This window comes from Pseudomonas sp. KH_021 (assembly GCF_057838865.1).
In genome coordinates this window covers 841,232-855,249 of record NZ_CM174477.1, presented here as the reverse complement: position 1 = coordinate 855,249, position 14,018 = coordinate 841,232, and the positions used below count along the sequence as shown (strand labels likewise).

Sequence of the window (14,018 nt, the reverse complement as noted above, 5' to 3'; positions counted from 1 at the left end):
GAAAAAGAGCCTGCCATGCATGAATTGACTCTGGCCGAGATCTCCCGCGGACTCGCCGACAAGAAGTTCTCCTCCGAAGAGCTGACCCGTGCGCTACTTGCGCGCATCCATCAACTCGACCCGCAGCTTAACAGCTTCATCAGCGTCACTGACGAGTTGGCCATCGCCCAGGCCCAGGCAGCCGACGTCCGGCGCGCAGCCGGCGAAAGCGGCGCCCTGCTGGGTGCCCCGCTGGCGCACAAGGACCTGTTCTGCACTCAGGGCATCCGCACCAGCTGCGGCTCGAAGATGCTCGACAACTTCAAGGCCCCGTACGACGCCACCGTGGTGTCCAAACTGGCCGCGGCCGGCACCGTCACGCTGGGCAAGACCAACATGGACGAATTCGCCATGGGCTCGGCCAACGAGTCCAGCCACTATGGCGCGGTGAAGAACCCCTGGAACCTTGAACACGTTCCCGGCGGCTCGTCAGGTGGTTCGGCCGCGGCCGTTGCCGCTCGTCTGCTGCCTGCCGCCACCGGTACCGACACTGGCGGCTCGATTCGCCAGCCGGCGGCACTGACCAACCTGACCGGCCTGAAACCGACGTACGGTCGCGTTTCGCGCTGGGGCATGATTGCCTACGCCTCCAGCCTCGACCAGGGCGGCCCGATGGCCCGCACCGCCGAAGACTGCGCGCTGCTGCTGCAAGGCATGGCCGGGTTCGATCCGCAGGATTCCACCAGCATCGACGAACCGGTGCCCGACTACAGTGCCAACCTCAACGGTTCGCTCGAAGGCCTGCGCATCGGCCTGCCGAAGGAATACTTCGGGGCAGGCCTGGACCCACGCATCGCCGAGCTGGTCATGGCCAGCGTCAAGGAGCTGGAGAAGCTCGGCGCCGTGGTCAAGGAAATCAGCCTGCCGAACATGCAGCACGCCATCCCGGCGTACTACGTGATCGCGCCGGCCGAAGCCTCCTCCAACCTGTCGCGTTTCGATGGCGTGCGTTTTGGCTATCGCTGCGAGAACCCGGCCAACCTCACCGACCTCTACGAGCGCTCGCGCGCCGAAGGTTTCGGTGCCGAGGTACAGCGCCGGATCATGGTCGGTGCCTACGCCCTGTCGGCCGGCTACTACGATGCCTATTATCTGCAGGCGCAGAAAATCCGTCGCCTGATCAAGAACGACTTCATGACCGCCTTTGGTGAAGTCGACGTGATCCTGGGCCCGACCACACCGAACCCGGCCTGGAAAATCGGCGCCAAGAACAACGACCCGGTCGCAGCCTACCTGGAAGACGTCTACACCATCACCGCCAACCTCGCCGGCCTGCCTGGCCTGTCGATGCCGGCCGGTTTCGTCGAAGGTCTGCCGGTCGGCGTACAGCTGCTGGCTCCGTATTTCCAGGAAGGCCGCCTGCTCAACGTTGCGCACCGCTATCAGCAAGTGACTGATTGGCACACGCGCACACCAACCGGCTTCTGAGGGGTCCACACATGCAATGGGAAGTTGTCATCGGGCTGGAGATTCACACCCAGCTTGCCACCCAGTCGAAGATTTTCTCCGGCAGCGCCACCACGTTCGGCTCCGAGCCGAACACCCAGGCCAGCCTGGTTGACCTGGGCATGCCTGGCGTTCTGCCAGTGCTGAACCAGGAAGCCGTGCGCATGGCCGTCATGTTCGGCCTGGCCATCGATGCCGAAATCGGCCAGCACAACGTGTTCGCGCGCAAGAACTACTTCTACCCGGACCTGCCCAAGGGCTACCAGATCAGCCAGATGGAGTTGCCGATCGTCGGCAAGGGCCACCTGGACATCACCCTGGATGACGGTACGGTCAAGCGCGTCGGCATCACCCGCGCGCACCTTGAAGAAGATGCCGGCAAGAGCCTGCACGAAGACTTCAGCGGCTCGACCGGCATCGACCTGAACCGCGCCGGCACTCCTTTGCTTGAAATCGTCTCCGAGCCGGACATGCGCAGCGCCAAGGAAGCCGTGGCTTACGTCAAGGCGATCCACGCGCTGGTGCGCTACCTGGGGATCTGCGACGGCAACATGGCCGAAGGCTCGCTGCGTTGCGACTGCAACGTGTCGGTGCGCCCGAAGGGCCAGGTCGAATTCGGCACCCGCTGCGAGATCAAGAACGTCAACTCGTTCCGCTTTATCGAGCGCGCGATCAACACCGAAGTGCAACGCCAGATCGAGCTGATCGAAGACGGCGGCAGGGTCATTCAGCAAACTCGCCTGTACGACCCGAACAAGGACGAAACCCGCGCCATGCGCAGCAAGGAGGAAGCCAACGACTACCGTTACTTCCCCGACCCTGACCTGCTGCCGGTGGTCATCGAGGACTCGTTCCTGGTCGCTACTCGCGCTACCTTGCCGGAACTGCCACCGCAAAAACGCGAGCGCTTCCAGGCCCAGTTCGGGCTTTCGGCCTACGACGCCAGCGTGCTGGCCTCCAGCCGTGAGCAAGCGGACTACTTCGAGAAAGTCGTGAGCATTGCTGGCGACGCCAAGCTTGCCGCTAACTGGGTCATGGTCGAGCTGGGCAGCCTGCTCAACAAGCTGGGCCTGGAAATCGACCAGGCGCCGGTCACGGCCGAACAATTGGGCGGCATGCTCCAGCGCATCACCGACAACACCATCAGCGGCAAAATCGCCAAGATGGTCTTCGAGGCCATGGCCGCCGGTGAAGGCGATGCTGACCAGATCATCGAAGCGCGCGGCTTGAAACAGGTCACCGACAGCGGCGCCATCGAGAAGGTACTCGACGAAGTGCTGGCGGCCAACGCCGAGCAGGTCGAACAGTACCGCGCCGCTGACGAAGCCAAGCGCGGCAAGATGTTCGGCTTCTTTGTCGGCCAGGCGATGAAAGCCTCCAAAGGCAAGGCCAACCCGCAGCAAGTGAACCAATTGCTTAAAAGCAAACTCGAAGGCTGATTGCCGGCAAACCGCGGTGCGTTCATCGCGGTGGTCCGGCATTCCGGTAAACCCGGCTCCTACACAGGACGGTAGGAGCCGGCTTTAGCCGCGATGGGGTCACCTTGATCTGTCGGATATACCGCGGTGATCCCATCGCGGCTAAAGCCGGCTCCTACAACGAGTGGAGTTCATTGAATGTGGCGACTGTTGACTGCGAGCCTGATGCTCACCCTGCTGGCCGGTTGCGCCAGCCACGACATCAACCCTCGCGGTTATGACGAAAAAGGCGTCGCCTCCTATTACGGCTCTCGCCACCATGGCAAGCGCACGGCCAGTGGCGAGCGCTTCAACCAACACGGCCTCACCGCCGCCCACCGCAGTTTGCCTTTCGGCACTCGCGTTCGCGTGACTAACCAGGCCAATGACCGGTATGTTGTGGTGCGTATCAATGATCGCGGCCCGTACACCCGTGGGCGCCTGATCGACCTGTCGAAGGCTGCCGCCAACAAGCTGGGCATGGTGCGCAGTGGTACCGCCCGTGTTCGAATACAAAGCCTCGACGACTGACCTGCCTCGGAGCCTCGACCATTTTCGACCTGGCCGCCTTACCCACCTTTAGCCTGCTGCAATTGATCTTTGGCCTGTTGCTGCTGGTATTGGGTGCAGAGCTGTTAGTGCGTGCCGCCATTCGCCTGGCGGCCGGCCTCAAGGTTCGCCCGCTGATCATGGGCCTGAGCATGGTCGCCTTCGGCAGCAGCGCCCCCCAACTGGCGGTCAGCCTGCAAGCCACGATCAGCGGCGCGCCCGACATCGCCGTGGGCAGCGTGCTGGGCAGCAACATCTTCAATATCCTGGTCACCCTGGGCCTCTCGGCACTGATCATCCCACTGCGGGTTTCCCGGCAATTGGTGCGCCTGGACATCCCACTGATGATTGGCGCCAGCCTGCTGGTGTGCGTGCTGGCCTGGAACGAAGTGCTCGGACCACTGGAGGGCCTGCTGTTGATGGTCGCGCTGGTGGGTTACCTGGGCCTGTTGTGGCATCAGTCTCGTCATCATGGCCGTACTTATCCACATGCCAGTGAAACAGCCACGCGTGTGCCTTGGCTCAGTTGCGCAGCACTCATGCTTGGCGCACTGGCACTGCTGATCATCGCCGGCCATCTGGTGCTGGAAGCCGCCGTCGAGGTTGCCGTTGACCTGGGGCTTTCCGAGCGGATCATTGGCCTGACCGTCGTAGCTGTCTGCACCTCATTGCCGGAACTGGCCACCTCGCTGATCGCAGCCATTCGCGGCGAGCGCGAAATTGCCGTGGGCAACGTGATTGGCAGCAACCTGTTCAACTTGCTGGGCGTGCTGGGGATCACCGCCCTGCTCGCACCAGCGCCCTTGTCGGTGTCGCCCAATGCGCTGGATTTCGACCTGCCGGTGATGCTCGCGGTCGCTGTCCTGAGCTTGCCAGTCTTCTACTCCGGCTACCGCGTGACCCGCGCCGAAGGCCTGCTGTTTCTGAGCCTCTACCTTGCCTATGGCCTGCATGTGGTGTCGTTTACCACCGGCATGCCATTGGCCAACCGGCTCGAGCACCTGATGCAGTTCTACCTGATGCCAGTGCTTGCCCTGTATTTGCTGTTCAGTACGGTGCGGGCCTGGCGTCGCCAACACTAGGAGAGGCCAGGCCAGTCGTCAGGAGGCCACAGGCGTCTTGGTGGCCTTATCGCTCTTTTTCTTGAGCCAGTAGGTCACACCCAACACGACCAACCACACCGGGATCAGCAGAACCGAGATGCGGATGCCAGGGGTCATGTACATGATCACCAGGATCACTGCCAGGAAGGCCAGGCAGATGTAGTTGGTCAGCGGGTAGCCCCAGCTCTTGTAGAAGGTGGTCTGCCCGGCCGCTTCCTTGGCGCGACGAAACTTGAGGTGGGTGATACTGATGATGCCCCAGTTGATCACCAGCGAAGACACCACCAGCGCCATCAACAGGCCAAACGCCTCGGCCGGCATGACATAGTTGATCACCACGCAAAGGCCCGTGGCCAGTGCGGAGATCCCCAGTGCCGAGAGCGGCACGCCACGCTTGTTGACCTTCAGCAGGCTACGCGGCGCATCACCCTGCACGGCCAGGCCGAACAGCATGCGACTGTTGCAATACACGCAGCTGTTATAGACCGACAATGCCGCAGTCAACACCACCAGGTTAAGGACGGTGGCCACCACGTTGCTGTCCAACGCGTGGAAAATCATCACGAATGGGCTGCCACCGGAAGCGACTTTGGTCCACGGGTAGAGCGACAACAGAATCGCCAGGGCGCCGATATAGAACAGCAGGATGCGGTAGATCACCTGGTTGGTGGCGCGCGGGATGCTGTGCTTCGGGTCGCTGGCCTCGGCGGCAGTGATGCCCACCAGTTCAAGGCCACCAAAGGAAAACATGATCACGGCCATGGCCATCATCAGGCCGCCTACGCCATTGGGAAAGAACCCACCGAACTGCCATAGGTTGGCAACGCTGGCATCCGGCCCACCGGTGCCGGTGGCCAGCATCCAGGTGCCGAAGGCGATCATGCTGATAATGGCCACTACCTTGATCAGTGCGAACCAGAACTCCATTTCGCCATAGACCTTCACCTCGCTGAAGTTGATCAAGTTGATCAGCACGAAAAACACCGCCGCCGAAGCCCAGGTCGGGAAATCCGGCCACCAGTACTGGATATAGATACCGACGGCGGTCAGTTCGGCCATCCCCACCAGCACGTAAAGTACCCAATAGTTCCAGCCCGACATAAAGCCGGCCAGCTCGCTCCAATAACTGTGGGCAAAATGGCTGAAGGTGCCGGAAACCGGCTCCTCCACCACCATCTCGCCCAGCTGGCGCATGATGAAAAAGGCGATCAACCCGGCAACGCCATAGCCCAGCAACACCGATGGCCCGGCCAGTTGAATGGTCTGGGCAATGCCCAGGAACAAACCCGTACCGATGGCGCCCCCCAGGGCGATCAGTTGGATATGTCGGTTTTTCAGGCCCCGATGCAGCTGACGCTCGGGGGCAGATAGTTCTTCCATTGGAGTTCCTTTGACTGCCGCGGCAGCACTGTTTTTTCTAACGCGTTCTAGATCCAACCACCCCATTGCAGCACGAAGATGCCGACGTTGGTCGTCACTGCCGCCGCCAGGGTGGTGATTACAATGATTGCAGCGGCCAGCTCATGATTGCCATTGGCCGAGCGGGCCATGACATAGCTGGCCGCTGCAGTGGGGCTACCGAAGTAAAGAAACAGGATGCCCAGCTCCACACCGCGAAAACCCCACAGGAAAGCGCCCAGTGTAGCCAACGCGGGCAGCCAGACCATTTTCCAAAGGCTCGCACTGACCGCCAGCTTGCCGCTGGCCCGAAGCGATGCCAACGACAGCGTACCGCCAATGCAGATCAGCGCCAGCGGCAGCGTCATCTGGGCCAGATAATCGCTGGAGGTCAGCAACCAATTGGGCAAGGGGACCTGCCCATAGGCCATGGGCGTCGCCACCAATACGGCCATGACGAGCGGGTTGCACAGAACACTTTTGAAGATACTCCACGGGTCGGACTTGATGCTGGGGCTGTAGATCGCCAGTACCACTGTCGACAGCGAGTTGTACAACAGGATCACCAACCCGGCCAGGACCGACCCCAGCGAGATGCCGGCGTCTCCATACATACTGCCCGCCAACGCCAGGCCAATGACGGCATTGTTGCCGCGAAACGCGCCTTGGGTGTAGATACCGCGATCCTCTGGCCGGCAACGCCAGATCGCAACCCCCCAAACCAGGGCGAAGCCTGCGAAGGTGGCCAGGGTGAAATAGATCAACAGGCCAGGATTCATCGCCGCGCCCAGATCGGCGTGGTAGATCCCCAGGAACATCAGCGCCGGCATGCAGACGTTGAACACCAGCGTCGAAGCGCTGTGGATAAAAGAGTCGTCGATCAGTTTTACACGCTTGAGAAACACGCCCATGAACAGCATGGTAAACACAGGTGCCGTGATGTTCAGGGTCTGGATAAAAAGAGCAAGCATGCGAGAGAGGACCTATGGCCTGTTGTCAGGTGGCTCATGATAAGCCACCGCGCGGTTTGAAGGTCTGGTAAATCTACAGGTCGGCGCATTGTAGCCGCTGCCGAAGGCTGCGATGCGGCCCGTCAGGGGCGCCAACGCTGTATCACAATCCCATGGCGCCCGCTCTGCGGGCGATCGCAGCCTATCGGCAGCGGCTACATCGTTACACTGGCCGGCATTGTGTGAAGATGCCCTCCTTCAATCCGCACATGGCGCGGATGGAAGCGTCGCAAGCTGCTGCGGTGCCCCACGCTGATAACGCTCAACCCCGGCAACTGATCGATCAATGCCTGATACATGGCCGCTTCATCCTCTTCATCCATGGCCGAGGTCGCCTCATCCATATAGATCCATTGCGGCTCAAACAACAGGGCACGCGCAAAGGCCAGCCGCTGTTGCTCGCCCGGCGATAGCATGCGCTGCCAGTGGTTGCTTTCATCCAGGCGTGGGATCAGGTGCGCCAGCCGGCAAGTTTCCAGCACCTGCGGATACCGTTCTGTGGCATAGGTGTCCACCGCTTGTGGATAACTCATCGCCTCGCGCAGGCTGCCAATCGGCAGATACGGCTTTTGCGGCAGAAACAACGCCCGCTGGCTCGGCATACGGATCTGGCCTTCACGATTGCGCCACAAATTACCCATGGCCCGCAGCAGTGTGCTCTTGCCACTGCCGGAGCGGCCACTGAGCATGACCCGCTCACCCGCGGCGACGCTCAGGCTGGCGTTATCGAGCAAGCGCCTGCCGTTGGCAATGTCCAGCGTCAGGTGTTTCACATCGACGGCATCGCCCTGCTCTTGGACATGGATTTGCGCATGTCGCGTTTCGTTGTCGAGCATGGCCTGGCGGAAACTCAAGAGTCGATCGCAGGTCGCCCGCCACCCGGCCAGGGTCACATAGGCATCGATAAACCAGCTGAAGTTTTCTTGCACGTTGCCGAACGCAGAGTTGATTTGCATCAGCTCGCCCAGCTGGATCTTGCCGGAAAAATAGCGCGGCGCGGCGACCACGAAGGGGAAGATGATCGCGATCTGGCCGTAACCAGTGGTGAAGAACTTCAGGCGTTTCTGCACCATCATGATGTCGCGAAAGTTCTGCCATACCTTGCTAAAGCGCGCACTCAAGCGACGATTTTCGCTGGCTTCGCCGTTGTACAAGGCTATGCTTTCGGCATTTTCGCGCACCCGCACCATGGCAAAGCGCAGGTCCGCCTCGAAGCGTTGCTGGTTGTTGGTCAGGCCGATCAGGCGTTTACCGATCAAGTGTGCCAGCCAGCTACCGACGCCGGCATAGATCAGTGCGCACCAGAACATATAGCCCGGTATCGTCACCCCGAACACCTCCAGGCTGCCGGACACCCCCCACAGAATGATCGAGAACGACACCAGGCTGACCACCGTACTGATCAGCCCCAGTGACAGGGTCAGGGTGTCGGCGGTGAAGCTGTTCAAGTCTTCACTCAAGCGCTGGTCCGGGTTATCGGTGTAGCCGCCCTGCTCCAGTTGGTAGAAATTCTTGTGCGAAAGCCAGCGACCAAAATGCTGCTCGGTGAGCCAACGCCGCCAGCGGATGGTCAGCATCTGCGTGAGGTAGAGCCTGTACACCGCCGCCAGGATCGCCACTGCCGCGATGCCGCAAAACACCAGCATCAGGTGGGTAAAGGTCGCCAGATCCTTGCTTTCCAGCGAGTTGTAGAAGCCCCGGTACCAGCGGTTGATGGCCACCGATACGGCGACGTCGAACAGCGACAGCGCGATCACCACAATCAGCAGCAGCCAGGCCATGCGTTTTTCTTCGCTGCGCCAATAGGGTGTGATCAGGCCCCAGACTCGCCGCCAGAAGTGACCGTGCACGGCATCGTTGACCGCGGAATATTCAGCGTTCTGATTCATCGTTCAGGCTCTTGGAAAGAGGTGATGCACAGCCTGGCAGGTCGATAACGATCTTCCAGGCTGTGACGGTGCGCATGACACAGGGGCTCAGCGCCGAACCGGCCGCTTCTGAAGCTTGCGTTGCAAGGTACGGCGGTGCATGCCCAGGGCGCGGGCAGTGGCGGAGATATTGCCTTCGTGCTCAGTCAGCACACGCTGGATGTGCTCCCATTGCAGGCGGTCGACCGACATGGGGTTCTCTGGCACCAGGGTGTCCAGGTCGGCGTGCTCGGACAGCAACGCGGCCAATACATCATCGGCGTCGGCAGGTTTGCACAGGTAGTTGCAGGCGCCGCGCTTGATGGCTTCGACCGCCGTGGCGATGCTCGAGTAGCCGGTGAGGATCAACACGCGCATTTCCGGGTCGAGTTCCAACAGCTTGGGCAGCAGCACCAGGCCCGAATCGCCGTCCATCTTCAAATCCAGCGCCGCGTAATCAGGCAAGTCCTGTTGAGCCACGACCAGGCCCTCTTCAGCAGAGCCTGCAGTACTGACGCGAAAACCACGACGGGCCATGGCACGGGCCATCACGCGGGTAAAGGTAGCGTCGTCATCAACCAGCAACAGGTGCGGCAGCTCTTCGACTTCGACCTGGGTTTCGTCACTCATGTTTCGTCTCCTCGGGCGTCGCGGGGCAGGCGCAGCTCGGTGAGCGTGCCGCCTTCCTCGTGACTGTAGAGTTTCACCGAGCCGCCTGCGCGTGTCACGCTGGCCTTGCTCAAAAACAGGCCCAGGCCGAAGCCTTTGCCCTTGGTTGTAAAAAACGGTTTGCCGATCTGTTCGGCAATCGCCAGTGGCACGCCCGGTCCGTGGTCACGAATGCTGATGACGATGTCTTCGGCACTCCAGTCCAGATGCACTTCCAACCCTTCGGGGCAGGCGTCGGCCGCGTTGTTCAACAAGTTCAGCAGGGCCTGGGTCAGGTCCGGTGGCGGCGCCAGGCGCGGCACGCAGCCCTGGCCCAAGCGTTGGAAGCGATAACTGGCCTCCGGGCGCATCAGGTGCCAGCGATTGAGTGCTTCATCGAGCCAGAAGGTCACTTCCTGGTCTTCGACGGCCAGCCGGCGATTGGCTTCGGCGGCGCGCACCAGCTGCTGCAGGGTTTCCTTGCACATCTTGACCTGATCGGACAGCACTTGCAGGTCGTCCTGCAGCAACGGGTCATTGTGATCCTGGCGCATCTCCTTGATCAGCACGCTCATGGTCGCCAAGGGCGTACCCAGTTCGTGAGCAGCGCCGGCGGCCTGGGTGGCCACGGCCAGCAATTGCTGGTCGCGCAGCCCTTCTTCGCGGCGCTGACCGCGCAATTGTTCCTGGCGGCGCAGCTCTTCGGCCATTTTCGCGGCAAAAAAGGTGATGACCCCGGCAGCCAGCGCAAAGCTCAGCCACATGCCGTAGATCTGCAGCTTTTCGCGCGACAACGGCGTTTCCAGTGGATAAAACTGCACCAGCAACAAGGTATAGGCCACCAGGGCGATGCCCGACAGGATCAATGAATAGATCCAGGGCAACGTGACCGCCGCGATCGTCAGCGGCACCAGGTAATAGGAGACGAACGGGTTGGTCGAGCCGCCTGAGTAATACAGCAAGGCGCTGTGGATCAGCAGGTCACAGGCAAGCTGCACCGCGTATTCAAGTTCGGTGACCGGCCACGAGGTGCGCAAACGGATCGCGGTGAGCAGGCACAGCGCCGTGGAGCATCCCAAGGTGATACAGAGTTCGAACCAGGGCAGTGGCAGCAAGTCGGTCCAGTAGGCAACGCCCACGGAACCGGCCTGGGCCGCCAGGACCAGGATACGGATAAAGGTCAGTCGCCAGAGGTTCTGGCGGGAGGCAGACAGCATTTGTATGGGGGCGAGCATGAGCTCTCCTGATGAGCGCTCCAGGCGGATCGTGCTGAGTATAACCAAGCGGCGACCGACGCAGGCCTGGTGCGGCAAAGCGCCACAGTTTTTTGCCCGCTTGTGAACCCGCCCCCAGGCGCTAGAGTCTGATGAATCTGCGTGGCACGGACCTTCGATACGCCACGCCCTCGTTCTCAAGGAGTTTCACATGCACAACCTCAGTCGCCACGCCGCCTGGGCACTGGCCGCGAGCACCCTCGTCAGCCTGCCGGCCTTGGCCGAGGAGCCGCGCTACAACCAGGTGTCCCTGCGCGCCGAAGTCAGCCAGGAAGTCCCTCGCGATCTGATGATCGTCACGCTCTACAGCGAAGCGCAGAACATCGACCCGGGCAAACTGGCCGGCGAAATCACCCAGACCCTGAACAAGGCGCTGGAGCAGGCACGCCAGGTCAAAGACATCAAATTGAGCCAGGGCAGCCGCAACAGCTACCCGATCTATGACGACAAGGGCCAGAAGATCACCGGCTGGCGCGAACGCGCCGAGTTGCGCCTGGAAAGCACCGATTTCGCCGCCCTCTCCAAGCTGACCGGCGAACTGCTGCAAGACCTGAAGATGGGCGGCATGGACTTCGCCATTGCTACCCCCACTCGCAAGGCCAGCGAAGATGCTTTGCTCAAGGAAGCCGTGGCAGCGTTCAAGGCACGGGCACAACTGGCCACCGAGGCCCTGGGCGGTAAAGGTTACAAGGTGGTCAATCTGAACTTGAGCAGTAGTGGTTATCCACACCCCTATCCGCGCGGGCCGATGATGATGAAGGCGAGCATGGCCGATGCTGCGCCGGTCACGCCTGAGATCGAAGCGGGGACCAGCCAGGTGACGCTTAATGCCGATGGCATGATTGAAGTGTTGATGCCGTGATGAGGGCGCTTGCCTTGGGTTTTGCGCTGTTGCCCAAATCGAGCGCCGCCCGCGCGGCGCATTCGCCGGCTCAAGCCGGCTCCCACATTTGTTGCAACGCGCCATGGCCTGTGAGATTGGAGTTGTCAGCCACGCGCGCCCCCCGAAACCACAAAAATCCAAAGCCGAACCACCAAGGCTAACAACCCCAACCCCACAGGCCATGGCACGTTGCAAAAAATGTGGGAGCCGGCTTTCGCCGGCGAATGCGCCGCGCGGGCGGCGCGCGATCTCAAGAACAAAGGAAAAACCAAGGCGGACACCTACCGAACAACCCTTAATTTCTGCAAAAATTAGCAAAATGCCACTATCCAAGGTACAACTTCGTCATTAGTTACACCAATGCGACATTCCTGTACGAACGTCCCACTAATCCGGTGCGCGTGCGTTTTGAGGTCTTGCATTGGGTACGGCCCCTGCATAAACATCCGCAGGTCGGCCCACAAGGCTGCCCTCACTCAAAAATGACAACAATGAGGCCACCATGCTCAAGAACGCAGTCATTCCGCTATTAGTTGGTGCAGGTTTACTCGCCAGCGCACCGTTCGCCCATGCAGCGACTAACCTGGTGTTCTGCTCCGAAGGGAGCCCGGCCGGTTTCGATCCTGGCCAATACACCACCGGAACCGACTTCGACGCCTCCGCCGAAACCATGTTCAACCGCCTGAGCCAGTTCGAACGGGGCGGCACCGCCGTCGTACCCGGCCTGGCAACAAACTGGGACATTTCCGATGATGGCCTGAGCTACACCTTTCACTTGCGCGAAGGTGTGAAATTCCACACCACCGACTACTTCAAGCCGACCCGCGCGTTCAACGCCGACGACGTGGTCTTCACCTTCGACCGCATGCTCGACAAGGACATGCCGTTCCGCAAGGCCTACCCCACCGAGTTCCCGTACTTCACCGACATGGGCATGGACAAGAACATCGCCAAGGTTGAGAAAGTCGACGACCACACCGTCAAGTTCACCCTCGCCAGCGTCGACGCCGCGTTTATCCAGAACATGGCCATGAGCTTCGCCTCGATCCAGTCCGCCGAATACGCCGGCCAGTTGCTCAAGGCCGGCAAGCCGCAAGACATCAACCAGAAACCGATCGGCACCGGCCCGTTCGTGTTCAGCAAGTACCAGAAAGATGCGCAGATTCGCTTCAAGGGCAACAAGGAATACTGGGTGCCGGACGATGTGAAGATCGACAACCTGATCTTCGCCATCACCACCGATGCCTCGGTGCGCATGCAGAAGCTCAAGAAAAACGAATGCCAGGTGACTCTGTTCCCGCGACCGGCCGACATCAAGCCGCTGGAAGCCGACGAGAAACTGCAGATGCCGCACCAGGCCGGCTTCAACCTGGGCTATATCGCCTACAACGTGATGGACAAGATCAAAGGTAGCGACCAGCCCAACCCCTTGGCCCAGCTCAAGGTTCGCCAGGCGCTGGACATGGCGGTCGACAAGAAAAAGATCATCGAATCGGTGTACCAGGACGCCGGACAGCTGGCGGTCAACGCCATGCCGCCGACCCAGTGGTCATACGACACCAGCATCAAGGACGCCCCTTACGACCCGGAAAAAGCCAAGGCCCTGCTCAAGGAAGCCGGTATCAAGGAAGGCACTGAAATCACGCTATGGGCCATGCCGGTCCAGCGCCCCTACAACCCCAACGCCAAGCTGATGGCCGAGATGCTCCAGTCCGACTGGGCCAAGATTGGTATCAAGGCCAAGATTGTCAGCTACGAGTGGGGTGAGTACATCAAGCGCTCCAAAGGCGGTGAGCAAGGCGCCATGCTGATTGGCTGGAGCGGTGACAACGGCGACCCGGACAACTGGCTGGGCACCCTCTATGGCTGCGATGCCATCGACGGCAACAACTTCTCCAAGTGGTGCAAAGCCGACTACGACAAGTTGATCAAGGACGCCAAGGCCACCCCCGACCAGACCAAGCGCACCGAACTGTACAAACAGGCCCAGCACATCCTCAAGGCCGACGTTCCGATCACCCCGATCGCCCACTCGACGGTGTACCAGCCGATGAGCAAGACCGTGCAGGGCTTCAAGATCAGCCCGTTCGGCCTGAACTCCTTCTATGGGGTCAGCGTCAGCAAATAGCGAACGGCTCCCGGTACGCCAAGGACGGTATGACCGGGACGCATCGCCATTGGCCCGATGTGTACTCATGCAGGCACCTGGAGTCCGTGCTTTCACAAGCACGCTCGTCTTAATCGGACACTTCCTACAAGCCTAAGAGCTTTCGCGCATAGGCGCGCTCCCATTGACCACATACC

General features: G+C 60.9%; 11 protein-coding genes. 6 read left to right on the top strand and 5 right to left on the bottom strand.

What is annotated here, in order from left to right; all coding sequences use genetic code 11:
- Positions 1-15 precede the first annotated feature (15 nt).
- The 4 genes from gatA (at position 16) to AC3IX4_RS04040 (ending at position 4,573) form a co-directional block, all read left to right on the top strand.
- Entirely contained in the window at positions 16-1,467 is a 1,452-nt protein-coding gene (gatA, locus tag AC3IX4_RS04055) for an Asp-tRNA(Asn)/Glu-tRNA(Gln) amidotransferase subunit GatA (RefSeq protein ID WP_489259348.1), read from the top strand.
- A gap of 11 nt (positions 1,468-1,478) precedes the next feature.
- On the top strand, positions 1,479-2,924 hold the full coding sequence (gatB, locus tag AC3IX4_RS04050; RefSeq protein ID WP_489259347.1) for an Asp-tRNA(Asn)/Glu-tRNA(Gln) amidotransferase subunit GatB: 1,446 nt from the start codon (positions 1,479-1,481) through the stop codon (positions 2,922-2,924).
- A 177-nt stretch (positions 2,925-3,101) separates the two neighbouring features.
- Positions 3,102-3,473: a septal ring lytic transglycosylase RlpA family protein gene (locus AC3IX4_RS04045; protein ID WP_489259346.1), complete on the top strand. Its 372-nt coding sequence runs from the start codon at positions 3,102-3,104 to the stop codon at positions 3,471-3,473.
- A 62-nt stretch (positions 3,474-3,535) separates the two neighbouring features.
- Entirely contained in the window at positions 3,536-4,573 is a 1,038-nt protein-coding gene (locus AC3IX4_RS04040) for a calcium/sodium antiporter (RefSeq protein WP_489259345.1), read from the top strand.
- An 18-nt stretch (positions 4,574-4,591) separates the two neighbouring features.
- Here AC3IX4_RS04040 and AC3IX4_RS04035 read toward each other — a convergent pair whose 3' ends face one another.
- The 5 genes from AC3IX4_RS04035 to AC3IX4_RS04015 all read right to left on the bottom strand — a co-directional run bounded on the left by AC3IX4_RS04035 (position 4,592) and on the right by AC3IX4_RS04015 (position 10,792).
- Entirely contained in the window at positions 4,592-5,974 is a 1,383-nt protein-coding gene (locus AC3IX4_RS04035; RefSeq protein WP_489259344.1) for an amino acid permease, read from the bottom strand.
- 47 nt (positions 5,975-6,021) lie between these two features.
- Positions 6,022-6,963: an AEC family transporter gene (locus AC3IX4_RS04030; RefSeq protein ID WP_489259343.1), complete on the bottom strand. Its 942-nt coding sequence runs from the start codon at positions 6,961-6,963 to the stop codon at positions 6,022-6,024.
- 194 nt (positions 6,964-7,157) lie between these two features.
- A complete protein-coding gene (locus tag AC3IX4_RS04025; protein ID WP_489259342.1) occupies positions 7,158-8,891 on the bottom strand; it encodes an ABC transporter ATP-binding protein/permease in 1,734 nt (577 codons plus the stop codon).
- Positions 8,892-8,978: 87 nt separating this feature from the next.
- Complete coding sequence (locus AC3IX4_RS04020; protein ID WP_489259341.1) at positions 8,979-9,539, bottom strand: response regulator transcription factor; 561 nt, start codon at positions 9,537-9,539, stop codon at positions 8,979-8,981.
- Entirely contained in the window at positions 9,536-10,792 is a 1,257-nt protein-coding gene (locus tag AC3IX4_RS04015) for an ATP-binding protein (RefSeq protein WP_489259340.1), read from the bottom strand. Before AC3IX4_RS04015 ends, AC3IX4_RS04020 begins: the two co-directional genes overlap by 4 nt.
- 190 nt (positions 10,793-10,982) lie before the next feature.
- On the opposite strand from AC3IX4_RS04015, the gene AC3IX4_RS04010 reads away from it, so the two are divergent.
- Positions 10,983-11,693, top strand: a complete 711-nt coding sequence (locus tag AC3IX4_RS04010; RefSeq protein ID WP_489259339.1) for an SIMPL domain-containing protein — start codon at positions 10,983-10,985, stop codon at positions 11,691-11,693.
- 523 nt (positions 11,694-12,216) lie between these two features.
- Positions 12,217-13,842, top strand: a complete 1,626-nt coding sequence (locus AC3IX4_RS04005) for an ABC transporter substrate-binding protein (RefSeq protein ID WP_489259338.1) — start codon at positions 12,217-12,219, stop codon at positions 13,840-13,842.
- The last annotated feature ends 176 nt before the right edge of the window (positions 13,843-14,018 follow it).

Bases quoted from the DNA above. Each gene is read 5' to 3' on its own strand.
- gatA (WP_489259348.1), top strand. From the start codon at position 16: ATGCATGAATTGACTCTGGCCGAGATCTCCCGCGGACTCGCCGACAAG.
- gatB (WP_489259347.1), top strand. From the start codon at position 1,479: ATGCAATGGGAAGTTGTCATCGGGCTGGAGATTCACACCCAGCTTGCC.
- AC3IX4_RS04045 (WP_489259346.1), top strand. From the start codon at position 3,102: ATGTGGCGACTGTTGACTGCGAGCCTGATGCTCACCCTGCTGGCCGGT.
- AC3IX4_RS04035 (WP_489259344.1), bottom strand. From the start codon at position 5,974: ATGGAAGAACTATCTGCCCCCGAGCGTCAGCTGCATCGGGGCCTGAAA.
- AC3IX4_RS04030 (WP_489259343.1), bottom strand. From the start codon at position 6,963: ATGCTTGCTCTTTTTATCCAGACCCTGAACATCACGGCACCTGTGTTT.
- AC3IX4_RS04025 (WP_489259342.1), bottom strand. From the start codon at position 8,891: ATGAATCAGAACGCTGAATATTCCGCGGTCAACGATGCCGTGCACGGT.
- AC3IX4_RS04020 (WP_489259341.1), bottom strand. From the start codon at position 9,539: ATGAGTGACGAAACCCAGGTCGAAGTCGAAGAGCTGCCGCACCTGTTG.
- AC3IX4_RS04015 (WP_489259340.1), bottom strand. From the start codon at position 10,792: ATGCTCGCCCCCATACAAATGCTGTCTGCCTCCCGCCAGAACCTCTGG.
- AC3IX4_RS04010 (WP_489259339.1), top strand. From the start codon at position 10,983: ATGCACAACCTCAGTCGCCACGCCGCCTGGGCACTGGCCGCGAGCACC.
- AC3IX4_RS04005 (WP_489259338.1), top strand. From the start codon at position 12,217: ATGCTCAAGAACGCAGTCATTCCGCTATTAGTTGGTGCAGGTTTACTC.